Origin of the sequence: Kribbella sp. CA-245084 (genome assembly GCF_050942355.1) — a bacterium.
Classification (GTDB): Bacteria; Actinomycetota; Actinomycetes; order Propionibacteriales; family Kribbellaceae; genus Kribbella.
The window spans coordinates 4,794,997-4,817,698 of record NZ_CP192053.1 but is presented as its reverse complement, the minus strand read 5'-3'; the positions used below and the strand labels follow the sequence as shown (position 1 = coordinate 4,817,698).

General features: G+C 66.9%; 20 protein-coding genes. 7 read left to right on the top strand and 13 right to left on the bottom strand.

The window, feature by feature from the left end; genetic code table 11:
• Nucleotides 1-147: 147 nt before the first annotated feature.
• Both ACQPYH_RS23105 and ACQPYH_RS23100 read right to left on the bottom strand, forming a co-directional pair.
• Complete coding sequence (locus tag ACQPYH_RS23105) at nt 148-900, bottom strand: ANTAR domain-containing protein (protein WP_432874932.1); 753 nt, start codon at nt 898-900, stop codon at nt 148-150.
• Nucleotides 888-1,088 (bottom strand): hypothetical protein, encoded by a 201-nt coding sequence (locus tag ACQPYH_RS23100; protein WP_432874929.1) that lies wholly within the window; start codon nt 1,086-1,088, stop codon nt 888-890. The genes ACQPYH_RS23105 and ACQPYH_RS23100 overlap by 13 nt, the downstream gene beginning before the upstream one ends.
• Before the next feature lie 115 nt (nt 1,089-1,203).
• Here ACQPYH_RS23100 and ACQPYH_RS23095 point away from each other — a divergent pair, with 115 nt between their 5' ends.
• Entirely contained in the window at nt 1,204-1,848 is a 645-nt protein-coding gene (locus ACQPYH_RS23095) for a hypothetical protein (RefSeq protein WP_432874926.1), read from the top strand.
• Nucleotides 1,849-1,899: 51 nt separating this feature from the next.
• Here ACQPYH_RS23095 and ACQPYH_RS23090 read toward each other — a convergent pair whose 3' ends face one another.
• Both ACQPYH_RS23090 and ACQPYH_RS23085 read right to left on the bottom strand, forming a co-directional pair.
• On the bottom strand, nt 1,900-2,400 hold the full coding sequence (locus ACQPYH_RS23090) for an iron-containing redox enzyme family protein (RefSeq protein WP_432874923.1): 501 nt from the start codon (nt 2,398-2,400) through the stop codon (nt 1,900-1,902).
• A complete protein-coding gene (locus ACQPYH_RS23085) occupies nt 2,390-4,648 on the bottom strand; it encodes a P-loop NTPase fold protein (RefSeq protein WP_432874921.1) in 2,259 nt (752 codons plus the stop codon). The genes ACQPYH_RS23090 and ACQPYH_RS23085 overlap by 11 nt, the downstream gene beginning before the upstream one ends.
• 375 nt (nt 4,649-5,023) lie before the next feature.
• On the opposite strand from ACQPYH_RS23085, the gene ACQPYH_RS23080 reads away from it, so the two are divergent.
• The 5 genes from ACQPYH_RS23080 to ACQPYH_RS23060 are packed head-to-tail and all read left to right on the top strand — an operon-like array spanning nt 5,024 to nt 9,438.
• A complete protein-coding gene (locus ACQPYH_RS23080; protein ID WP_432874918.1) occupies nt 5,024-5,479 on the top strand; it encodes an HAD family hydrolase in 456 nt (151 codons plus the stop codon).
• Between the two features lie 23 nt (nt 5,480-5,502).
• A complete protein-coding gene (locus tag ACQPYH_RS23075) occupies nt 5,503-6,198 on the top strand; it encodes a hypothetical protein (RefSeq protein ID WP_432874915.1) in 696 nt (231 codons plus the stop codon).
• A gap of 33 nt (nt 6,199-6,231) precedes the next feature.
• The gene (locus ACQPYH_RS23070; protein WP_432874912.1) at nt 6,232-8,694 is read left to right on the top strand and encodes a WD40/YVTN/BNR-like repeat-containing protein; all 2,463 of its coding nucleotides are present in this window, start codon (nt 6,232-6,234) and stop codon (nt 8,692-8,694) included.
• Between the two features lie 32 nt (nt 8,695-8,726).
• Nucleotides 8,727-8,972, top strand: coding sequence for a hypothetical protein (locus ACQPYH_RS23065; protein WP_432874909.1), 246 nt, complete (start codon nt 8,727-8,729; stop codon nt 8,970-8,972).
• Between the two features lie 25 nt (nt 8,973-8,997).
• Nucleotides 8,998-9,438: a hypothetical protein gene (locus ACQPYH_RS23060; RefSeq protein WP_432874906.1), complete on the top strand. Its 441-nt coding sequence runs from the start codon at nt 8,998-9,000 to the stop codon at nt 9,436-9,438.
• Between the two features lie 99 nt (nt 9,439-9,537).
• Here ACQPYH_RS23060 and ACQPYH_RS23055 read toward each other — a convergent pair whose 3' ends face one another.
• Together ACQPYH_RS23055 and ACQPYH_RS23050 are read right to left on the bottom strand one after the other, a co-directional pair.
• A complete protein-coding gene (locus tag ACQPYH_RS23055) occupies nt 9,538-9,711 on the bottom strand; it encodes a hypothetical protein (protein WP_432874903.1) in 174 nt (57 codons plus the stop codon).
• Between the two features lie 79 nt (nt 9,712-9,790).
• Nucleotides 9,791-10,282: a hypothetical protein gene (locus ACQPYH_RS23050; protein WP_432874900.1), complete on the bottom strand. Its 492-nt coding sequence runs from the start codon at nt 10,280-10,282 to the stop codon at nt 9,791-9,793.
• A gap of 469 nt (nt 10,283-10,751) precedes the next feature.
• Here ACQPYH_RS23050 and ACQPYH_RS23045 point away from each other — a divergent pair, with 469 nt between their 5' ends.
• On the top strand, nt 10,752-11,987 hold the full coding sequence (locus ACQPYH_RS23045; RefSeq protein ID WP_432874897.1) for a hypothetical protein: 1,236 nt from the start codon (nt 10,752-10,754) through the stop codon (nt 11,985-11,987).
• A 429-nt stretch (nt 11,988-12,416) separates the two neighbouring features.
• Here ACQPYH_RS23045 and ACQPYH_RS23040 read toward each other — a convergent pair whose 3' ends face one another.
• From ACQPYH_RS23040 to ACQPYH_RS23010, 7 genes are all read right to left on the bottom strand, one after another.
• Nucleotides 12,417-16,175 (bottom strand): S8 family serine peptidase, encoded by a 3,759-nt coding sequence (locus ACQPYH_RS23040; RefSeq protein WP_432874895.1) that lies wholly within the window; start codon nt 16,173-16,175, stop codon nt 12,417-12,419.
• A 154-nt stretch (nt 16,176-16,329) separates the two neighbouring features.
• Entirely contained in the window at nt 16,330-16,659 is a 330-nt protein-coding gene (locus tag ACQPYH_RS23035; protein ID WP_432874893.1) for a hypothetical protein, read from the bottom strand.
• 6 nt (nt 16,660-16,665) lie between these two features.
• Nucleotides 16,666-17,442: a hypothetical protein gene (locus ACQPYH_RS23030; RefSeq protein WP_432874890.1), complete on the bottom strand. Its 777-nt coding sequence runs from the start codon at nt 17,440-17,442 to the stop codon at nt 16,666-16,668.
• Between the two features lie 197 nt (nt 17,443-17,639).
• Nucleotides 17,640-18,128 (bottom strand): hypothetical protein, encoded by a 489-nt coding sequence (locus ACQPYH_RS23025; protein WP_432874888.1) that lies wholly within the window; start codon nt 18,126-18,128, stop codon nt 17,640-17,642.
• Nucleotides 18,129-18,342: 214 nt separating this feature from the next.
• On the bottom strand, nt 18,343-19,503 hold the full coding sequence (locus tag ACQPYH_RS23020; protein WP_432874885.1) for an AraC family transcriptional regulator: 1,161 nt from the start codon (nt 19,501-19,503) through the stop codon (nt 18,343-18,345).
• A 93-nt stretch (nt 19,504-19,596) separates the two neighbouring features.
• On the bottom strand, nt 19,597-20,574 hold the full coding sequence (locus tag ACQPYH_RS23015; RefSeq protein WP_432874883.1) for a TAXI family TRAP transporter solute-binding subunit: 978 nt from the start codon (nt 20,572-20,574) through the stop codon (nt 19,597-19,599).
• Entirely contained in the window at nt 20,571-22,442 is a 1,872-nt protein-coding gene (locus tag ACQPYH_RS23010; protein WP_432874881.1) for a TRAP transporter permease, read from the bottom strand. The genes ACQPYH_RS23015 and ACQPYH_RS23010 overlap by 4 nt, the downstream gene beginning before the upstream one ends.
• Nucleotides 22,443-22,702 lie beyond the last annotated feature (260 nt).

Genomic DNA, 22,702 nt, shown 5'->3' with positions numbered 1-22,702 from the left:
ATCCGTGAGCAGGGGACGCGTGAGAGAGCAGTGCTCTCATTGGCAAGCATGAGCGCGAGCGGCGCACTATGTCAAGAGCACTGCTCTCCCGACCGCTTGCTGCCGTTCGTTCTACAGCGACTTCCTCTACTACGCGCCGGTCGAGGGCTAGCGGGGGAGTGTGCGGGTGTTGATGAGTTCTTGGGCGACGTCTCGGAGTTTGACGTTGGTGTCCTGGGAGTAGCGCTTGAGGACGGTGAAGGCTCGGTCTGCGTCGAGCTGGAAGCGTTCCATCAGGATCCCCATGGCTTGGCCGACGACTTTGCGGGCGTCGGCCGCCGCCGTGAGGTTCTGCAGATTCCGCGCATTCGCAACGGCGACTGAAGCGTGCCGCGCAAGGATATGGGCGATCGCTTCGTCATCCGCGCCGAAACCGTCGGGGATACGGCTGTAGAGGCCCAGTACGCCGACCGTGGACGACTCGGGACCCAGCAGCAACGGCACATCCAGCACGCTGCGTACGCCGAGTTGGCGGACTCTGGCGGCCCAGGTCGGCCACCGTGAATCGGTGGTCGTGTCGCGGACGGAGATGGTGACTTGGTCTCGCATGGTGGCGACCAACGGCCCGTCACCCGTGTCGAGTTGTATCTGGTAGATCTCGGCGACAACGGGGTCGGTGACAGCGGGAATCTCGGGCCGGCCACGGGTGGAAAGAGCCACACCGGCGTAGCTGCAGTCCAGCGCTTGGAGCGCGAACTGCACGACTGAATCGATGGTCTCCTCGAGCCCTTCGGCGTCGTGCATCTCGACTGCGAGCCGGGCGAAGACCTCGGCATGCGTCACGTCGACCGGACCGAGTGCGGGCAGCGGCTCCGGCGGTCCGCCGGCGGCCATGTCTCCGGTGCGATCTACCTGCGCCATTTCGTTCCCCTGCTGTGCTCGCCCAGGAACAACTGTCGCGAGAAGACCCCGAAGGACCGTTCGGCGACCTGCCTCTCGACGTCGTCGGAGACGTGCGGCGGGCGGCGCTCCGCCTTCACGGTCAGCAGGTTGAGGAGCTGGTGGGTCAGTTGGTCCAGCTCGCGGAAGGGGGCCGTGCGCATCAACATCGTCGTACACCTCCTGATGTCAGCTCTGGTGGCGTCAACACGCGCCACTGTTGTAGCATGTCATCGAATCGATGACAAGCCGGAGTGTCATCCAATAGATGACGGATGGTGTGAAGTGGCCTGGAGTGAACAGCGGCAGGCTCTGATCGACGGCATCAAGCTGCTCGAGACGGCCGATCGGCTCGACGACGCGGACGCGTCAGAGCTGGTGGCAGCCCTGGAAGCGCTGGCGCGGCTGCGCGGCAGCCTCGACCAGTGGGAGCCGATGCTCATCGACATGGCGCGGGCGAGCGGCCTGACGTGGGCGCAGCTCGCCCCAGCGCTCGGGGTCGCCAGTCGGCAGGCCGCCGAGCGACGATATCTACGGCTCAAGCCACGGGCCGTCGAGCACGCCGGCACGACTCGCGAACACCGCGTCGACGCGGCACGCAATCAGCGTTCCGGCGAACGTGCTGTTGCCGACTGGGCTCGCGTCAACGCAGCCAGACTTCGTCAGCTCGCCGGCCAGATCACAGCTCTTTCCGCTGACGCCGCCAGGTCCGTCTCCGGCGACGCGCGCGCTGCGATCGATCGGGTGCGGGACGTCCTCGGCAGTGACGATGCCGCACGACTGGTCGAGCCACTGTCGGACGCGGCCCGGTCGCTCCGGACCACCCACCCGGACCTGGCCGACCAGATCAACACCCTGACCCAGACCACCGACGAGATCCGCGACGCAGACCTTGCCCGCCGGACCACGCCAGGAGGTGAGGAGGAATGAGCATTCCCATCCCGACTGACAGCGGCGCCTCGACGGCTGCGTGGCGTTTGATCAGGTCGGGAGAGCTGATCGCGACTGGTCCACAAGGTGGGAGCTGTGGTTCCACCTGGTGAGCAGGTGATCGGCGAAGAGGTCGTCGATCGCGAGTGAACAGCGGGCACCGAACAGTACGTCGCCGATCGCGTCTGGGTGTTGTCGCACGTAGCCTCCGCACAGGTCGTGGGCGGCGATCTGTTCATGTACGGCGTCGGCCTCGACGTGCTCGGTGAAGTAGCGGGCTTCGTCTTCGGAGGCGCCTAGCCGGATGGCGCCCGCGGCGTACTGACGATTGGGCAGGGTGGAGGTCATCTCGAGCGCCGCCAGGTGGCCGATGAGCGCGCCCGTCCATCGGCTGTGCATCGCGAACAGCGACATCACGTTCGACATCGCCAGCGTGACGGCCGGTACTCCGTCGACGTAGAACCCGTAGGTGTCGTCGAGGCCGAGCCAAGGCATCGTCGTACGGAACAGCTCGGAGTTGTCGGGTGTGGCTGGCGGAGGATCAGACCACACCGGCACATGCTCGGATCACGGTGCTGTTCAGGTTGGTCCAGCGGGGATCGCGCAGCAGTCCCGTGACCGCTTCGTCGCGAAGCAGTTGGTCGACCTCGACCGCCAAGGGGTTCTTGTTGTTCTTCCAGTCGTCGATCGTTGACGGGTGGGCGCGCAGATGGTCGGCGAGTTGCGGCCACCTGATCTCGATCACGGTCCACAGCGCCAGTTGCTCGGTCGGCACGAACGCCTCCTCGAGTGTCCGCAGGGATCGCAGGACCCCGTAGGTGTTGACGAAGAGTTTCATGCTGCGCGGATTCGGATCGAGCAACGGGACGAAGGGGGCGAGGTCGTGCGTGGTCGCGTTCTCGATCGCGCGCTCCGAGAACCGTACGGCCGCCCGCCCGAGAACTTCGATGCGTCGGCCGGGGTCGGTGATGCCCTGCGCGATCCGGCCGGCCGAGATCAACCCCTGCTCGCTGTTGGCGCCGTCGACCGCGGCTTGCGCGCTGGCGATGAGCTTCCATTGTTCGGCGGTCGTGTCCGGCTCGATCGTGCCGCGCGTCAGCAGGGTCGTGAAGTACTTCTCGCGCGCGGCAGGCGTCACGATGGGCAGCAGGACGTGGAGCTGGAACACCTTCTCGAGGAACAGGTACCCGAGTGGGCGGCCAGGTTCGGTGGTTGCCTGGAACGCGGCGAACTGCTGTTCGTAGCTCGAGCGGATCCAGCGACCGTCGGCCGCCACGAAGCCGTACGGCCCCGGCTTCCTGGGTTTCGAAGGCTGTCCGTGCGAGCGATCCTCGAGGAACGCGGGCGCCTCCTTCACGAGGGTCTGTACGACCTCGAGGAACTCCACGACGTACTTGGCGTCACAGCGATCCAGGTCGTCGATGAGGAAGACCACCGGACGACGGGCCCGCGACAGCGTTCGGGCGAAGAGCCGACCCACCTGGCGCGTCGGGTTCTCGCTGTTCTCCGTCAGGCTCTCGGCAGATTTCTTCGACCCGGGCAAGAGGTAGCGAGTCGCTGCGACGATCCCGGCGAACACGACCGAGGCCAGCGACGTCAGCTTCAGTGCGGAGTCCGCCAGCTTCCCTCCAGCGGTGAGGTCGATTCCCCTGAGGCCGGCCGCCATCACCCCGAGGAGCACCAGAACGGCGATGACGAACGGCACCCATCGGGCCCGGAACCGGTCGAAGAAGGTCCGGCCCCACACCCACAGGTGATGCCATCCGGTCGCGTCCTGCGCGATCTCCCGCTGCAGGGCGCTGAGTAGCGTCCACCATTGAACGCCGACCCGCTGCTCGCGCCAGGCATTGATCGGGACCGGAAGGAATTCCCGTTTGGGCTTGCCCTGCTCGGGCTCGTCATGCCTGAGCTTGTCCTGAAGGAAGTAGAACAGCGATGACTTCCCGGCGCCCCACGGGCCGTCGATATGCACCAGAAACGCTTCTCGCGGCTCCGGGTCGTCGTAAGCCAATCGCTTGACCCGCTCGGCCAGGGCCACCGCCAGGTCCTCGCGGCCGAGCAGATCCTTCGTTGCAGGCGAGTCGGTCGACCAGTCCGTGCGATACGCCGCCAGGTGTCGCGGTTCTAGCGCCGACTCGCGGCGGATCTCGATCCGAACGGCGTTCTGATCGAGGTCCTGCGCCACCGCGGGCTCCAACTCGGCCAGTGCCAGTACGGTCAGATAGCCGTCGAGCACCTGGTGGCGACTCGCTTGGACGACACCCGGGCCGTACGACTGCCGAACCGCGACGAGCCAGTCGTCGACGGTACGTCGCTGTCCCCTGTCAGCGTGAACTTCCACAGAGGCGAAGGAGCCACCGCCGTACCCCGGGTGATGGACTTGCAGGGCCTTCACGATCGCGCCGGCCGTCACCGGAGTCGTCGGGCCGAGCGAGTCGCGGACCGAACTCACACTGCGCGACAGCTCGTCGTCCCGGATGCCATCGGATCCTGCAGCCAACTCGCTCAACTCGTGGCGGGCACGCTCGACATCGACCTTGAGATCATGCAGTCGTTGGCCGAGTCTGCCCACACCTGTATCCGTCAGCGCCGACTGCAGGAGAGCATCGGCAAGATCTACCTCGTTGACCTCGGACCCTTGCACCTTCAGGTGATGGCGAAGAGCATCCGCGAGCTCGGGCTCGATGAGGATGCCTTGAACATCCATTTGCTTCCGGTCAACGAGCGGCTCGCTGGTGATCTTCAGGACCCGACCGAACTCCGGTACGTCGAGCCCCGCCCTCGACATCACCTCGGCCACGGCCCGGGACCTTCGGCAGATCGCCCACAACAGGATCGAGCGTGTCACTCCCAGCCGGCGCGTGGCACCTTGGTCTCTCCTGTTCACCTGGACCGCCGCCGAAAGGCGCAGAGCCTCCAGCTGCCAATGCGGCAAGCCGACTCCGAGCTTGTCGGCAAATGCCCCCAGCGAAATGGACCCACTATCGGCCACAGTGCCTCCCCCCACCGAACCGCTCATTCGACGCTAGCCACGGTGTGCACTTCCTGGCAATGCCGCCGCCCGACGTCGAGATAGGTCAGATGGTCTTGCGACCTGGCACCGCCGGTGGGACGCTCGATTTGCCGCTGTTTGTCGGGGTGGGGGAATGGACAGCGCTGTCCGGGGGGAGGGGCGGTGGGCGAGGGGTTTGCGGTCTTTTTCGATATTGGGGAGACCTTGGCGGGGGGAGTCTTCGAGCAGGGGCATCTGTCCCGGCTGGACGTGTATCCCTTTGTGCCGGACGTTTTGAAGCGGCTCCGGTCGGATGAGGCGAGGGCGGCGTTGGGATTGATCTCCAACACCGGCGATGAAAGCGCCGCCACCATGAACAAGGTGCTGGACGCGTCGGGACTGGCGAGTCTCGTCGACGAGGGATTGTGCCTGTTCAGTTCGGTCGAGGGGATGGACAAGTCGGAGCCTGCGTTCTTCGTTCTGGCGCGGGATCGGGCGGGCGTGCCGGCGGCTCGGTGCGTGTTCGTCGGGGAGGACAGCGAAGAACGCCGTACGGCGGCTTCCGTCGGCTTTCGGGTGTCGCCTCATCCGCTGCATGCGTTGCACCTGGTCGAGGCCGAGTTCCGTTCCCATGGCTGATCGGAAGGAGCAGAATGTCGCCCATGGCCCTTGATTCTCGGGCGTTTCCGGGCGGGATCACCGATGCCGCAGGCAACACCGGGTTCGTCAATCTGCCTGGCGACGAGATCGTGGCAATCGATCTGACCACCGGGGCCACGCGGTGGCGCGTCGCGGGAGCCGGTCGCCCGCTGCTGGCTGCCGACTCTGCCTTACTTGTCGTACGGCGACAACAACGCCGGCTCGAGCTGACCCTGCTCGACGCCGTGAACGGTGATGTCAGGAACGACATCGGCCCGCTGCCCGTACCTGACTGGGCCGCGGACGAATGGGATACCAGTGGTGGCTTCGTGGCTGTCGCGCAACCACAGGGGAGCCAGTCCCAGGTGGTTTGGCGGGCCGTGAAGCGGTATCACGGCGGCGCGGCGCCCTCGGCGGAAGTCCTTTCCGGCGCGGGCGACGAGGCCGGCGGAACGGTCCTGGTCGACCTTGATGCCGGCCAGATGCACGCGGTGCAGGACGTCGATCCGTCCATGCTCGGGGGCGCCGAACTCGGCGAGCGAGCGCAACGGACGACGTCAACGGGGGGCCGGGTCTACCAGCTCGACTCGAAGCCGTTCTCCGACGGTACGACCGTCGTCACCCTGACCGCGAGCCGGGAGGGCGACGAGGTTCCCCTGTGGGAAACCGTCCTGGATCGACGTGGCACTCGCCGCCGGCCTCCGCCTTTGCGGCAGTGACACGGATCCGCGGAACTTGGAAAGGGTCGTGACGTGACGACCAGCAACGAAGGATTAGCCGACCGAGGCCTCACCATCGAGCAGGTACGCACTCTGCGGCAGACCCGAGGCTTGTCCTCGGCGGGGATCCGGGCCATCCCCGAGCCGGCGTTGGCGCGTGCGCTGCGACGGCTGGAGTACCCGGACATGCCTCGCGCCCGGGAGCTGTTCCGAAGGAACCAAGCGCGTGACGAACGTGGGCTGTTCCCCACGCACGCCCTGCTGGGCGCCGCCCGCCAGCTCGACAGCATCCGCCTGCGACGCGCCGAGCGGGCCGCCGTGGCAGGTGTGCCGACGGGAACCACGGTCGCTCCACAGCGACTGGGCATCCATCCCGCGCCGACCGCCGGGCTGGCCCGTCCGAACTGGGTCTCGATCGGTCCCGGAAACATCGGTGGACGGACGCGGTCCCTGGTCTTCCATCCGCAGGAGCCCGACACGATCTGGGCAGCCAGCGCGGGCGGAGGTCTCTGGCGCACCGACAACGCCGGGCGCACTTGGCAACCGGTCGACGACCTGATGGCGAATCTGGCTGTCACCTCGCTCGCGATCGATCCGACCGACCCGGACGTGCTGTACGCCGGGACCGGCGAGGGCTTCTTCAACGTCGATGCGATCCGCGGAGCCGGGCTGTTCCGCACGGTCGACGGCGTGACCTGGAGCCAGCTTCCCGCCACCCTCGGCGCACCCTTCGCAACGGTCAACCGGATCGCCGTGAACGCGACCGGCGAAGTCCTGCTGGCCGCCGGCACCGGCGGATTGTCGCGGAGCGCCGATGCGGGTCGCACTGCCTGGACGAAGGTGCTGACCGCGCAGATCGCGGACGTCAAGTGCCACCCGACGGATCCGGACAAGGCTGTCGCCGGCTCGCTGCGAGGCGGGACGGCGTGGGTGACAGCTGACGGCGGTCAGACCTGGACGGAGGCTGAGCACGACACGCCGTGGGAGGGTCGCGTCGAGCTGGCCTACGCCACCGCGGATCCGGAGATCGTCTACGCGTCGGTCGACATCCGCAACGGCGAGATCTGGCGGTCCACCGACGGCGGCGCCGGCTTCACCGCACGTACGTCGCTCAACGGCGACGGCGATCCGGCGTCGTACCTGGGCGACCAGGGCTGGTACGGAAACGTCATCTGGGCCGGGGATCCCACGGATTCCGATCTGGTTGTCGTCGGTGGCGTCGACCTGTGGCGAAGCACCGACGGCGGCGACACCGTGAACGAGATGAGCACCTGGTGGAGCCGTGAGTCCGCCCACGCGGATCAGCACGCGATCGCATCCCACCCGAACTTCGACGGCGACACCAACACCACCGTGCTGTTCGGCAACGACGGCGGGATCTACCGGGCACCGGACATCCGCACGGTAGGCGACGATCCGGACCTGCCGAAGGTCAACGGCTGGCAGAACCTGAACAACGACTACGGCGTAACCCAGTTCTATTCGGGCGCCGTCAACACCGAGGGCACGATCATCGGCGGCGCCCAGGACAACGGCACCCTGGCGTTCCATCCGCCCAACGGCACCGACAAGTGGATCGAGATCTTCGGCGGCGACGGCGGGTTCTGTGCGTCCGACCCCCAGGATCCGGACATCTTCTACGGCGAGTACGTCTTCCTGAACATCCACCGCAACCTCGACGGGGCAACCTCCGACGACACCACCGGTGATCGCTACATCAGCGGACAGTTCTGGGACGCGGTCAACGAGCGTTGGGACTTCAAGCCCGCCCCGTTCACCATCGCCGACGCCAAGACCCAGCGAGCGGCGTTCATCGCGCCGTTCGCCGTGGATCCGAACGACTCCGACCGGATGCTCGCCGGCGGCGAGTCGCTCTGGCGGACGAACGACGTCAAGGCGCCGAACACGCCGACCTCGGGACCCAAGTGGACCCGAATCAAGCAGCCGTCGGCTTCGCCCGGTTCCCCGCGGCCGTTCAATGCGATCAGTGCGATCTCGATCGCGCCGGGCGACTCGGATCGGGTCTGGGTCGGATACGAGGACGGCCAGGTCTGGCACAGCGACGACGGCACGGATCCGGCCCCGCTGTGGCAGCGTGTCGACGGCGTGGGCGCGGCGCCGCTCGTGACCGGGCGGTTCTGCACACAGATCGCACTGCCTGCCGGCCAACCGGACGTCGTACTGGCGACCTTCGGTGGCTATGTCGCGAACAATGTCTGGCGCAGCGACGACGGCGGGACGACCTGGCACAGCATCGGGGCCGGTCTGCCCGGGGCGCCGGCCCGGGCGATCACCGTGCATCCACGTCGGCAGGATTTCCTCTATCTGGGCACCGAGTTGGGCCTGTTCGCGAGCGACGACGGCGGGACCACCTGGTCGGCCACCAACGAAGGCCCGACCAGTTGCTCGGTCGAAGACCTGATCTGGAGTGACGAAACCCTGATCTGCGTCACTCATGGCCGGGGAATGTTCACTATCGACCTCTCGGGCGTATAGCCGGCATTTCGATCTGTTGGAGGGAGCAAACGATGGCCGAATCACGGGTGACTGTTCGTCGGCGATTCTGGTTCGAGGCCGTACTCGCTGCTGTCACCGGCGTGCTGTTCGTCGTGACATTGTTCTGGCACGAGTGGCTGGAGGCATTCGGATTCGATCCGGATCATGGCGACGGCTCGGCCGAATGGCTGATCGTGGGCGTGTTACTGCTGATCTGCGTGGCGTCGAGCGCCGTCGCGCGCAGTGAATGGCGCCGGACCGCAATCGATCCGGCCTAGGATGGCGCCGCCTGTCATTCTGAAGGTGATCCTCACGAACCGCGCCGCGGCGCGGACGAAGTACGGCGCGGGCAGGTGGCGGCAGATTCGGCTTGCCGTCACCGCGCTCGCCACAGCAGACGCAGCCAGGGGGATCACCACCCGGCTGGTAGCACTGGATGCGGCTGCCGACGCCCGCAATGTCGGCGCCGCCCCGATTTCCGCCGTGGCCGATGTCGCCGGCACGAAGGCGTTCATCGACCAGATCTTCACCGCATGGGACCCGGCATACCTCATGCTGCTCGGCGGTCCGGAGCTGGTCTGTCTGGTGAATCTCCAGAATCCCTTGTGGACCGGGGATCCGCAGGACGATCCGGACCAGTTCATCCCGAGCGACCTCCCGTACGCCTGCCCGACACATGTGTTTGTCGAATTGGCCGATGTGAAGTCGCCGGGGCAGGTTACGTACGTGGTTGGAAAGAGGTAGGAGCCAGCCTCCAGCACGAGCACGTCGGCGCCAAGGCCGGCCAGCTGGGAGGCGAGTAGCCCACCGCCCATTCCCGAGCCGACGACGATGACGTCGTACTCATGGTTCGGATCGAGATTCCGGATAGTCGTGGATTCCCGTGAGTTCGCCGTGCGTCAGCGTGAGGTTCGGGCCGGTCATCCATCGATCCGGGGCGAGGAGGAATTTGAACTCGATCCCGTCCGGGAACGCGGCCTCGTCCAGGTCGAAGGTCCATGCCCCGTCGGCAAACACGCCTCCCCGGTCCAAACCCCAGTTCGGTGCCCAACGAAGCAACACGGTCTGGCTCGGCGCGAACTCCTCCGTAACAAACCTAAACCTGACCATGTGGTCCTACGTCCCGTTGCGCTGAGGCCGCGGCGGCACGCGCGCGTGCGGATGACCTGTGCGCCGTGCGCTCGAATTCGCCGACCTCCTGCTCCACCAGATCGGCGACGTCCTCGACAAGGTCGGCACAAGTCAAGCTCTTGACCTTGAACAGCGCGACCTCGGTCTTGATGCGGGCCAGAGTCAGGGCTCGTGGCGGCCCGGTGCGTTGCCATCCGAAGACGTGGCGCGCCCCGCCGGCGACCGCCGCCAGGGCGCCAAGAGTTGCTGCCGGCCAGGGATCCCCACCAGCTGCGGTGGCGACGGGCACGCCCGCCGCAGCGCCGATGGCAATGATTTCCAGTGCGTAGTTGCCGTAGCGGGCGACCGTCGTCGCCCTGCGGTACCACTGCAGCTCCGTGCATACATACTGAGGGATTCCGCAGGCGACCTGCGGGTTCGTCCCACAGGTGCTGGAGGATTGCTCATCGGGGACCATTCCTCGATGACAGCACTGGCCGCCGTTCGCCGCCAGAGGCCGCCTCGATGGATGATGTGAATGCGTTGATCCAGGGCCTGTTATGCCAGATCAGACCGGCTTCAAGGTGGCGCGATATGCGTCCGCTGCCCAATCTCCTCCGAGCCGCCCGAACTCAGCGAACCGGGCCGCGTGCGGTTCGCTTTGGTTCAAATGATTGACTGCCGATCGAATGCTCGCGTAATTGCAGTTCCATTATCTGCAGAAATCAGGTAACGATGCGCTGACACAACGCGATACACCGATCAGATAGCGACGGCGCGGAATTGGTCCAGTAGTCGGGCAGCGGGGGAGTGTAACCATGGGGGATCATCCGACTGACGGGCGGATCATGCCGGGCGCGCGGTACCCGGGGCAGGGCGGCACACTACCGGAACTGGCAGTCGGACGAAGGGGGATGGCGGAGGCACTGAGACACTTTCTTCGTCCTATGAGGTGGATCTTCAATGTTTTCGCCTTCCTGGTGAACCCAACACCTCGAGCCACCAGACGCGCCCGCCGCACTCTGGAACACTGGTATCGGGCCTGGCCCAGCTTCGAGCAGGCCTTCGCGATCAGGTATCCAGCTAGCGATCGCGGCGAGGTCAAGAATCATTATCTACGGTGCGCCAGGCAGGTCGCTGACGATCTGGTACGCCGTCAGGCGCGTACTGCACGGAGTGCGGGACTTGCGGCGCTCGCGCTGATCTTGACGGGCTTTCTGCCGATGGCCTACGGCGACACAACACATCGGTCCTATCTCGTCCTCGGTTCCGCGTGGCTCGCAATAGCCTCATCTGTTATCTCTGCGGCGCTTGCGCTCGGTGCGTTGCCGTCATTCGCCGCTGTGGCGGCGGTGTTGTCCACTCTCTTCGGGCTTGCCGGTACGGCCGGAGTGCTCCTCCTGCCACAGGGAGCAGGCCCCGATGACCTGTCCACTGCGCTGGTGGGAGCCGGCCGCGGGCCTGCCGCGGTGCTACTGATCTTCTTCGCCTTCTACGGCTACTTGATCGGTGCAGTCTTCGTGCTCGGCTTGATTCTGATTTCGGTCATGAATCGCCGCGCTGAGATGCGGATTCCGCATGTCTACGCCTTGCACGAACTTGTTCGGGTTGTGGACTTTCTCTCCAGGCCGGAGCCGTTCATCAGTCACCGGAGTCGTTGCGCGATGATCAAAGCCTTACATCGAGCATCGCGCCTAACGCGATCTGGCCTGCCGGGTTCAATCGCGCTGCCGAGTCCTGCACAGCGAGCCATCTTCAGTGCGAGGTGCCAAGGCGCTGCCGACTCACTCGAGTCCATGGAGATCTGGGTTGCGCTGCCTAAGTCGGATACAGCGGCACACTTGTCAGCGATCTCCGTTGGCATCGGCGTCGTGCTCCTGTCCGGGCACTATGACGAGCTACCAGAGCTGCACCTGCCGCCGCTAACGGGCGCCGAGCGCCTGATGGTCGCAAGCCAAGTCGCAAAGTCTCTCCTGATCGGAGCCATTCCCCTACTCATAGTTGTTGTCTTGCGATGGTTCGGGATCCAGGTAGACGGTGCGTTGGGCGGCGGGCTGAGTTTCTTCTGTATCGCCTGGTTCGCTGTGACATCACTGTCTCTGTTGGATCCCTTGTTCAGTCAGAAGCTGGCCATGGTGCGCGAGGTGATGGCCACTATCAGGACCCGAGCAGACGAGAAGTAGTCCATGCTCCTCTCACCGCCGACGAAGCTCGAGGTGGCACTCAGGTGTGCGCTCTCAGACGGCAACAGCCGACTGCCAGGTGGGCGCAGACGGAGGGCGTGGCTGCTCGCACTCGAGGGTTGGCGGCGATTCTCGGTGAGCAGGCTTGAGGCGTTGCCGTTGCTGGTGTAGAGGATCATGTGTTTCGGGCCGGTGTAGATGCCGAGGACGTGGCAGGTGCGTCCGAATCGTCGTAGTAGTCGATCCGCGCAACATCGGTCCTCCCGATGTGGTTGTCACCGGCAACTTGTCCTAGAACCAAACGAAGCGGCACCGGAGTGCCGCTTGGTTGGGGTGATCTGGCAGCGGATGGCGGGCCGGGACCGAAGCGGTCCCGGCCGTAAGTAGAGGAAGTGCGGGCGACCGGTGTCCGCCGGTCGCCCGCTCGCGTTATCTGAGCCCGAAGGCCCGGATGATCGTCTGGCTGATGCCGCCGCCGTTGCGCTGGTTGGCCGTGACCCGCACCGACACCTGCCCGGCCCGCGGCGGCGCCTGCAGCCGCGTCTCCCAGCTGCCCTTGCTCTCCTTCAGTTGCAGCCGTTGCCAGGTCGCCCCGTCGTCGTACGAGACTTCCAGCCCGACCGAAACCACCGCGTCCTGCCGGGCACTGCTGCCCAGCACGACCGGCTTGACGGCGAAGACCGAGTTCCGCTTCGCCCGCCCTGCCGCGTCGACGTCCACGCCGTAGTCGAGCTGGGCCAGCGGCAGCGGCTGGTTCTCCGACTCCCCGGACGTGAAGGTCCACTCGGTGTGTGTGCTCGTCGAGTACGGCGTCAGCTCGGCGTTCCCGACGGTGTCGGCCACCAACCGGTACGGCCGCTTCTCCGGCGCCAGGTCGCCCACGCCGAAGTCCGGCCGCGGGCCGTTCCCGACCAGCTTCTCCTCGCCCTGGTACAGCGCGAAGCTGCGCGTCATCAGCGAGTCGCCGCTGTGCGCGGACCCGCCGTCCCCGAACCCGGCGATCATGCCGCCCATCGCGTTGCCGACCCGGTGCGGGAGCTCGAACTCGAGCATCCGCGGCGGCACGATCGGACCGAACCACCGCTGGCTCTGCACGCTACGCGGCCGGTAGCTCGTGATGTCCGTGAACGTCGCCCAGCCGTTGATCGCGGCGTACTGCTGCCACTTCGCGCCCGCCGACACCCAGTCCGTCCTGTGCCCCACCGCGGCCTTCGCCGGGAACCGCGGTACCCGGATCGACCCGAAGACGGCGTACGGGAAGGAGGCCGGAAAGTACTCGTACGCCGGGCTGTCCTCGCGGCTCTCCAGGACCTGCTGGCCGTTCGGGGGAGCGAAGTCGTTCTCGATCCTGGCGAGGCTGCCGGGGTCCGTGGCCGCGGACGGGTCGTCCGGGACCTTGCCCTGGTGGTAGTCGACCAAGTCGTACAGGTACGACGGCACCGGGTTGGCCGCGACGGTGAGCTCGGTCGGGCGCGTGGTGAGCTTCTTGATCAAGGCCTCGCCGTCGTCGAGGGTGAGCGACGCCGTCGGGATCGAGCCGAGGGTCTGGCCGTCGGCTCCGCCGAACCAGTCGTTGTAGCGGCCGATGCCGTCGTTGACCACGAGCAGCATGGCCGCGCCGGCAGCGTGCGCCGCGGCGGCCCGGTCCGCGGGCGGTACGTCGATGCTGTTGCGGACGACGACCGCCTTGCCGCGTGCGGCCACAGCGGCGTACTCGGCGGCCGTGCCGGTGCCGGCGAAGACGGCCGTGACGTGCGTCGTGCCGGCGCGGAACGCCGGGGAGCCGGGCTGAACGAGCAACGAGTCGTCGAGACTGCGGCCGTCGTAGCTGATCGTCAGCGGCGTCTGTTCGGCACGGAACCGCGTCGTCAGCACGAAGCTGCCGGTGCGGACCTTGTTCTGCGTCGGCAGTGCCCAGAAGCTGTCGTAGTCCGGCGGCGGCATGAAGATCTCGTGCAGCGCCGCCCTGTCGTCGGGGGTCGGTTGCGCCGAGGTGAAGGACCGGAACAGGTCGAACCTGCTCGTGGTGACGGTCGTCGGCTTGGGCGTGTCGACCTTGATCGGACGGCTCCGCGACGCGTCCAGGACGACGTCCCGGTCCGCGGTCACGTCGACCTCGGGTGCGGTCAGGAAGGCCAGGCCGAGCGAGTGCGGGCCGTTGCTGCCGGGCACGTCCAGGGTCGAGACGATCGTGTACGAGCCGGGCGCCCACCGGCTGGTGAGCTTGCCATCCGTTGCCCACAGCATCGTGGACTTCCCGTCCGCTCCGGTGACCTCGACCTCGCCGCTGACCGGCTTGCCGGTCTGGTCGTTCAGGTGGACGGTGAGGTTGTACTTCTTGGGCTCGACGGCCAGCCCGACGGCCGTGTGCACGGTGCCGGTCGAAGAAGTCGCGAGGACCTGGGCGGCGTACTGGCCGGGAGCCAGTCCGTTCGGGTCCGCCGTGAAGCCGACCGCGGCTGTGCCCCTCGCGGGCACTGTCACCTGGGTCGCGGCGAGACGGAAGATCTCGGCGTGGTCGGTGGACAGCTGCAGCGTGAGCGGATTGTCCGTGGTGTTGCGGTAGCTGATCTGGCGCTTGACCGGCGTCCGGGTCGGCTTCGGCGACCACGGGACGAGCCCGGCGTCAACCGATCCGCTGGCGATGACCTGGCCGTGCAGCGAGGCCGCCGCGACGTCGACGCGTCCGGTCCCCGCCTGGTAGGGCGTGTAGGCGGGCGTCAGGTTGCTGGTGCTCATCAGTGCGTCCTTGAGCTGCTGCCCGGTCCAGTCAGGGTGCTGCGCGGCGAGCAGGACGGCCGCGCCGGCGACGTGCGGAGCCGCCATCGACGTACCGCTGTCGGTCCGGTAGTAGCCCTCGCCGCCGTCGTTCATGTACTGCGACCGCGCGGCCAGGACGTCGACGCCGGGTGCGGTCAGGTCGGGCTTGAGACCGTCGTCCATCAGCCGCGGGCCGACGCTGGAGAAGTCGGCCAGCTGGTCCGAACCGTCCACCGCGCCGACGGTCAGGGCGGCGTCCGCGGTACCCGGTGAGCTGACGCTGTACGGACTGCTTCCCGAGTTGCCCGCGGCGATCACGAACAGGGCACCGGTCTCGGCGCTCAGCTCGTTCACGGCCTGACTCAGCGGATCGTCCTGGGTGTGCCAGGCCGCCGTCCCCAGGCTCATGTTGATCACCTTGGCGTGCTCGGTCCGCGTCGCCCACTCCATCCCGGCGATGATGCCGGAGATCGGGCCGGAGCCGCTGTCGCCGAGCACCTTGCCCACGATCAGATCGGCATCCGGTGCGACGCCACGCTCCTTGCCGTCCGATGCCGCGCCGGTGCCGGCGACGGTCGACGCGGTGTGCGTGCCGTGACCGTTGCGGTCGACGACGTCCTCACCGGCCACGAAGCTCTTGGTCGCCACGATCCGCGGTGCCAGGTCCGGGTGCCCCAGGTCTACTCCGGAGTCCAGCACCGCGACCCGCACGCCCTTGCCGGTCACGCCCGCCGCCCACGCCGCGGGCGCGCCGATCTGTGTGGTGGTGTCCGCGAGCATCGTCCGCGCCTTGCTGTCGAGCCAGACCTTGCCGATCCCCGCCGCGAACGAGGGCGCCGTGGCGGTGCTCGCCTTCGCCCGCAGACCGCTCTGCCCGGTCAGCGCCGACCAGACCGCGGTCGCTTCCGCCTTGTCGGCCTTGACGGCCGCGCCGTCGACCGACGGCAGGTCGAGCGTGGTGGTCGTGCCCGGCAGCGCCGAGCGGCGCACGGACTTGGCGGCCACGCCGGGCGAGCCGGTGACGACCAGCGGGAGATCTTTGCTCCGGGCATCGTCGTACCCCTGGGCCACCAGTTCGCTGACATTGAACAGCTGCTTGTCGAGCTGCCCGGTCGCCAGGTAGGGCATCGCGGCGCCGGGGTAGACGAACGTGTCGCCGTTCTCGACGCTGACCCGTACCGGTCCGGTCGACCGCGGCGCGCGGTCAACGGCCTGCACCGACACGGCCCGGCCGGGACCGGGCGCGACCGTGACCTTGTCGCCGGTGATGAGCGTGAGGTCGAGAGGGGTCGCCCCTGCCGCGGCCGCGCCGCCGGCGGTGGGGAGTGGTGGGGGAGGTTCGGCGCCGGCCGTCGTCGGAGGGGCAAGACCGGCGACCAGGAGAAAGGCTGCGCCCGGCACGAGCAGCCGGCGGGCGGAAGAACGCATGGTGTCCTCTCGGTGGTCTGGAGTGACCGAATCTGATCAGCGCCGAGGACAGATGTAAACGAATTGCCCGTTTTCGCCAGCAAGACGGCGATTTGGCAAGAATGGGCACGCAGCCGCAGCTCTCGCCCTCACCAGGCACCGCGCGTTTGACGGATCAGACGCCGAAGTGGCGGATCTTGTGCTGCTTGAGTAGGGCGGTGATCAGTTGGTTGGTCTGCTCGCCGGCCTCGCTGCGGTCGGCGGACAAGACGGTGCCCGCGGATTGGAAGCGGACTCGTGTGCCGTCTTTGCAACGGATGGCCCAGAGGCCGTTGTTGGAGTTGAACGATGCTCGTTTGATCTGTCGTACGTCGATCTCGAGGCTGCGGGTGTGATCCGCGCCGGTGATGCGGATCAGGTCGCCGTCGATTGACAACTCACCTCGCCAGCCGCCGAATACGACCCAGCCGGGGAGTACTTTCACCTTGCTCTTGTGGATTGCCACGGCTGGTCAGGTGCCGGATTGGGTAGTGCCGAGGACATCTTCTGCTTTCTCGGCGGCGGTGGTGGTGGCGCCGTCGATGTCTTCGGGGAGACCGTTGATCACGGTGACGGCCACGACGACGTCGTCGACTCCGGTGGTGACCATGGTGACCTCGAATCCTTCGAGCGGTCCGGAGGTCGCGCTGAAGCGTACGGCGACCGGATCGGTGCCCGCCTGAGGTGCTGAGACCTGACGGACGCTGATCGGCGAGCTGCCTTCGCCCGGGACTTTCAAGGTCATGGTGCGGCACGCGGCGACAGCCTGCATGAACGACTTCTGCAGGGCGCGGACGGCCGCGGGCGACGCCATCGCGTCGATGCTCTCGTCGATGAACGGGCCTTGCGCGCCGCCGGAGTACGACTGGCCCGCGGACGCCTTCGAGCCGGGCGGGTTGTCGGCGTTGGTGTAGGCGACGAGCTTGGCGCAGCGGGAGTCCTTCGACGAGACCACGACATCGGCGTCGTCGCTGCTGTCGTCCTTCTCGAGAGAGAAGCCGGCGGGCAGATCGTCGAGCGCGAGCAGTGCTTTGGTCAGATTCGCCGCCGTACGTGCAGGCGTGGCGGGTGTTGTCGACGGCGGTACGGCGGTCGGTGTGGTGGCGGCCGGTGTGGTGATGGTCGGCGTGGGCGTCGAGGACGGCGTACTCGCGGGTGTGGACGTGCCGGTGGTTGTTCCGGGGGAGCAGGCGGCGAGCGCAAGCGTCACGACAGCGGCGGAACCGACAGCACGGAAGAGCATGGTCATGGAAGTCTCCTGGTATGCGGGCATGGGTCGGGCGCTGCCGACCAGACTTCCCGGCACACCAAGACAACTGTGTTCTCGCGGCGCGACCGCCGATGGACGGCGTTCGCACGCATTGGCTACATCGGCACCACCGCCCTCGGCGTTACACGCCCTCAGCGCGATGAACGATCTGAGCGACGACACCGGTCGGCTCGGCGTCAGTGGATGATTACCTCGAGGATCACGATGAGGATGCCGAAGGTGGCGTTGAGGGCGCCGGTGGTCAGGGCCATCGTCCAGCCCCAATGTTGCCGGCGGGCGAAGGTGATTCCCCAGCCGAGGAGTTGCGCGACACCGCACCACAACATGAGCCTGATCGCGCGCTCGTCCGGCAGGACGCCGATAACGCCGAGCGCCAGAACAGCCAAGGCCGGCAGTGGCCCCGTCACCAGCGGCCATTCCTTGGCCATCGCGGTCCGCACAACACCCCAGTCCAGCCGATCCGCCGCGTTGAGATGGTGGGCGAGCGCTTCGGCGTACACGTGGGCGAGCCAGAAGATCACCAGGGTCAGCACCGTCACCACCAGCAGCCGGCCGATGCCGGTGTTGTGCGCGCCGCCGGCAACCACGGCCATTGATGCGATCGTCCCGTAGATCGCACCGGCCGTGGCGGACTGCCGCACCCCGTTCCGCCCTGCCTCGGTCATATCGACGCTCTCCAACCAGAGGACGTACGCCCCGTCTATGCGGTCCAGCAGTACTGTCCCACGGCCAGCCGTCCTTCTGGGTCCTCCGAGAAGGGTGACTGGCCTGGCTCAGCCGTCTGGCCGGCTTCGTCGAGGGCGGTCCGTACGAGTTGGTGGTCGACTTTGATGCGGCCGGTCTCGATGAGCTCGATCCTGGTCTGGGGCAGGGGCCAATTCATGCCGCTCCGGCTCGGGGCCTGCGGCGTTGTGCCGTTGAGGGCGGAGGCCGTTCTGGACTCTCGCCGGCGACAGCCGACAGGGGGACTCGCGGAAGCCTAGGGCCAGACGTTGACGAGCCGGACTGGCTGGAGAGTTTCGTCGGCTTCCCGGTGCCGTTCCCCGCGGTCGTGTCGCATGCGTCCAGCAGATATTGCGCTCTGAATTCTCGAGGGCTCATGCCGTAGCGCTGACGGAAGGTGGTGCTCAGTGCGCTGTTGGAGGAGAAGCCGCAGCTTTGGGCGAGCTCGCCGATGACGATGTGAACAGGGCTGCGCAGCCGTTGGTGTACAAGCGCGAGTCGTTCTTCCCGGATCAGTTCGCTGGGCGTCGTATCTGCCTGCTGCATGGCCAGCTGAACCTGCCGCAGCGACCAGCCCAGGGCACGCGCCACCGTGGCGCCGGTCAGCCCTGGATCGGTGGCGTGCTCTCGCACGTATCGTCTGACCATCGCTTCGACCTCGCCCAGGCCGCCCTCGGTGTCCGGTCGGTCGTCACCGACGGCGAGCATGCACAGCAGATCGACCAGCCGATCGCAGACCGCATCGAATTCGGCGGCCGACAGGTGTGCTCGCTGAGCGAACAGTCCACCCAGGATGCCCACGAGGACCCGGCCCAAGCCGCGGTTGATGTCGAGAATCCGGGATGCCGACCGGCGCGCCCCGGGGCGCAGGCGGTTGTCCATCTCCGCCCCGGGAATCGTCAGCAGCGCGATGTCGGCGTGGTCGAGCTTCGCTTCGAACGGCGAATTCGACGACGCCAGGAACGCCCCACCTGGGCCGACCCGAAACTCCTGATCATCCTGGCTGATCAGCAATTGGCCGCGGATCGTCACCATGAGGGTGCGGAGGTCGTGCGGATCCTCGGACGCCATTGCGGCGGTTCGATGTCCCTGGGCACAGTCGGCCGACGCCCGGCCGAGCGTGTAGGCGACCGTGCCGATGCGAAGCAGCCGGCCCCGGAAGGTCCCTGGCGAACAGGTCGGATCCACCCGGTAGCGGGTTGCCGCACTGATGACGCTCATCCAGTACTCGACACGTTCCGGTGGTCTGACGTCGTCCGTCGTCCACAGGTCGATCGAACAGGACGAACCCGGCGTGCCACGCATCACCGTCGTCACGACAGCACGCTGTTCGGCTCGAGGCGTGAGAATCTGAATCCAGTCGGGGCGGTTGACATAGGACCTCACTTTGTTCCGGGGTGAAGGCGGTGCTCAGTCGAGTGCGTCGATGGCCTTCTTCGCGGCCGCGTGCAGTGGCACTGGGTCGGTCAGTGCGGCGTTCTTGAGCTCTATCCCCTTGGCCGCGGGATTGACTTGCACGAGGGCGTCTTTGTTCTGGAGGAGCAGGCTGGTGAGTTTCTCGGCCAGGTCGTCGGGCATGTCCTTACGGACCAGCAGCAGGTTCGGCACAATGATCGTTCGAGTGTCGGTCGGCTGCTTGTACGCCGCGGCAGGGATCACGCCCGCGGCGTACACCTTGCCGTGCTCCTTCTGCAGGGCGGGCAGCACGTCGTCGAGAGGGATGAAGCGCGCCTTGGCGCCCATCGACGTGGTGAGATCGGTGATGCCGCTGGTGGGCAGGCCGCCGGACCAGACCAACGCGTCGATCTGTCCGCTCTTCATCGCATCCACCGACTCAGGCAGGCCGAGCCGCTGGGCCGTGATGTCCTTCACCGGGTCGACGCCGGCGGCGGTGAGCAGGCGCCGCGCGATCACCTCGGTGCCGGAGTTCGGCGAACCGGTGGAGACCCGCTTGCCCTTCAGATCGGCGATCTTCGTGATGCCGGACGACGCGCGCACGACGACCTGGGTGTAGTTCGAGTACAGCCGGGCCAGTGCGACGATGTCCTGCGGCGCGTCGAAGCTGTTCTTACCCTCGACCGCGTCGGCGGCGCTGTCGGCCAGGGAGAAGGCGATGTCGTAGTTCCCGGCGGTCAGTCCTTGGATGTTCTGCACGGAGGCGCCGGTCTCGCTGGCGGTGGCGCGGTAACCCTCGAGGTTGTCCGAGATGAGTGCGGCCAGGGCACCGCCGAGCTGGTAGTACACGCCGGTGGTGTTGCCGGTGGCGATGGTGAGACGACCACCTCCCGCGCCGTCACCCTTCTCGGCCTTGCGTTGCCCGCCGCAGGCGGCCATCGAGACCGTCAGCGCGAGTGCGACCACCAGAGTGGACAAAGAACGGAATCTCATGTGGGTAATGGCCCTTCCGTGTTCTGCAGGCGTTGACGCCGTGCGAGGTTGATGACGACGGCGGCCCCGAGCAGCCCCAGCCCGACGCCGATCGTGGTGGGTGCGAGATAGAGCAACAACAACGCGGCAGGGAAACAGAGGACACGCTCCAGCCAGCCGGTCCGGACGGCGATCCATCCGCCGGTGACCACCGCCAGCGCGGCGACGGCGAGTGCCGAGACCACCAGCGTCCACGCCGCACCTCCCAGACCCTCGAGGCCCAGCAGGTTGGCCCCGTTCGGCGTCAGCACGAACGCGAAGGGCACCAGGAACGCAGGCAGCGTGTACTTCCACGCCTGCCACATCGTCGGAATGGCCCGCCCACCGGTGATCGCCGCCGTCGCGACGGCAGCGAGCGCGGTGGGCGGTGAGACCTCCGACAAGACGGCGTAGTAGAAGATGAACATGTACGCCTCGGCCGGGGCAACGCCGAGCTGGAACAGGGCGGGCGCGATCACCACAGCGGCGATGATGAACGATGCGGTGACGGGCACCGCCAACCCGAGCACCATGACCGCGAACGCTGACAGCGTGACGGTCATGATCAGCACCACGGTGTGGTTCTCGGAGACCGCGGATGCCGCGGAGACGATGATCTCGGCCAGGTTCAGGCCGAGACCGGTCTGGGTGACGACGGCCACGATGATGCCGGCCACGGCGCAGGTCGCGACGACGGGTAGCACCGAGCGGGTGCCCTGCGCGAGCGCCATGCCGAGCCGGCGTGGCGTCAACCGGTGCTCACGGTCCAGGAACGACAGCCCGATCTGTAGCAACGTCGCGTAGACGACGGCCTTGAACGGCGGAATGTCCATCGCCATGAAGCCGATGATGAGGAACAGCGACACGAAGTGGTATCCGAACCGCAGCAGCAGCCGGCGCGCCGACCGGCTGGACGGCTCGGCCGCTTCCGCGCCGTGTCGCCGGGCGTCCATCTCGATGGCCAGCAAGATGCCGAGGTAATACAAGACGGTCGGGACCGTCGCGTAGCCGAGCACCACGAGATAGCTCACCTGGAGATACTCGGCGATGATGAACGCCGCCGCGCCGAGCGTGGGCGGCGACAGGATCGCCCCGATACCGGCCGCTGCCAGCATGCCGCCCGCCGGCTCGGACGGATATCCCGCGCGCCGCAGGATCGGCCAGGCGACCGTGCCCAGCGACACCGCCGTCGCCGTACCGGAACCCGACACGGTGCCCAACAAGAAGCCCGCCAGTGTGACGGTCCGCCCAGGCGCCGTGCGGCTGCGTTTGAAGGCCGCGAACGACACGTCGATGAAGAACTTCCCCGCACCCGAGGCGTCCAGTACGGCGCCATAGATCGTGAACAGGACGATGTAACTTGCCGCCACCGCCAACGGCGTCCCGTAAAAGCCCGCCGTACCCATGAACAACTGCGCCACGATCGCCGAGAAGTCGAAACCTTGGTGCGCCAAGGCCCACGTGTACGGCAAATAGCCGCCGTAATAGGCGTATCCGATGAACAACAGGCTCACCACCGGCAGAACCCAGCCGGTCGTACGCCGACAGGCCTCCAGCGCCAGCACGAGCAGCAACGACCCCGCCAGCAGATCGAGCTGCGTAGGAGCCTGCCGCCGCTCCAGGAACGCGTCGAAGTCCAGCAACGGATAGAGCGAGACCGCCAGCGCGACCGACGCCAGAACCCAGTCCGTCACCGGCGGGTCGTCGCTTCGCCGATCTCCGCGGAACGGGTTCAGGAACGCCGGCACACGCCAACCGCGGTAACACAGCAGCGCACCCGGCAACACCGCAGCAAGGAACAGCATCAGGTAGAACTGCGTCCCTGCGGGAATCGGAAAGAATACCTGCACCAGAACGCCGACACTGACCAATGCGCAGCACACCGAGATAGCGCGGTCCAGGACCGGGCTCAGCCTCCGCGCCGGCCTTTCCTGCTCGAAAGCAGCCAACTCCGCTGCACTGGGGCCGGTGTCAACCGATATCGCGCTGGTTGTCATAAAGGGCCTCCTGTGAATGATCTTTCGCAAAGAATCTCCAGTTCGCAGCTGCCCCACAACCCCGACCGGCGCATCCTTACCTCGCCTTAAGAAGAATCGCTGGACAACAAACG

Coding starts and splice junctions, on each gene's coding strand:
- ACQPYH_RS23105 (WP_432874932.1), bottom strand. CDS start 900: ATGGCGCAGGTAGATCGCACCGGAGACATGGCCGCCGGCGGACCGCCG.
- ACQPYH_RS23100 (WP_432874929.1), bottom strand. CDS start 1,088: ATGTTGATGCGCACGGCCCCCTTCCGCGAGCTGGACCAACTGACCCAC.
- ACQPYH_RS23075 (WP_432874915.1), top strand. CDS start 5,503: ATGGCCCTTGATTCTCGGGCGTTTCCGGGCGGGATCACCGATGCCGCA.
- ACQPYH_RS23065 (WP_432874909.1), top strand. CDS start 8,727: ATGGCCGAATCACGGGTGACTGTTCGTCGGCGATTCTGGTTCGAGGCC.
- ACQPYH_RS23050 (WP_432874900.1), bottom strand. CDS start 10,282: ATGGTCCCCGATGAGCAATCCTCCAGCACCTGTGGGACGAACCCGCAG.
- ACQPYH_RS23045 (WP_432874897.1), top strand. CDS start 10,752: ATGAGGTGGATCTTCAATGTTTTCGCCTTCCTGGTGAACCCAACACCT.
- ACQPYH_RS23040 (WP_432874895.1), bottom strand. CDS start 16,175: ATGCGTTCTTCCGCCCGCCGGCTGCTCGTGCCGGGCGCAGCCTTTCTC.
- ACQPYH_RS23030 (WP_432874890.1), bottom strand. CDS start 17,442: ATGACCATGCTCTTCCGTGCTGTCGGTTCCGCCGCTGTCGTGACGCTT.
- ACQPYH_RS23025 (WP_432874888.1), bottom strand. CDS start 18,128: ATGACCGAGGCAGGGCGGAACGGGGTGCGGCAGTCCGCCACGGCCGGT.
- ACQPYH_RS23015 (WP_432874883.1), bottom strand. CDS start 20,574: ATGAGATTCCGTTCTTTGTCCACTCTGGTGGTCGCACTCGCGCTGACG.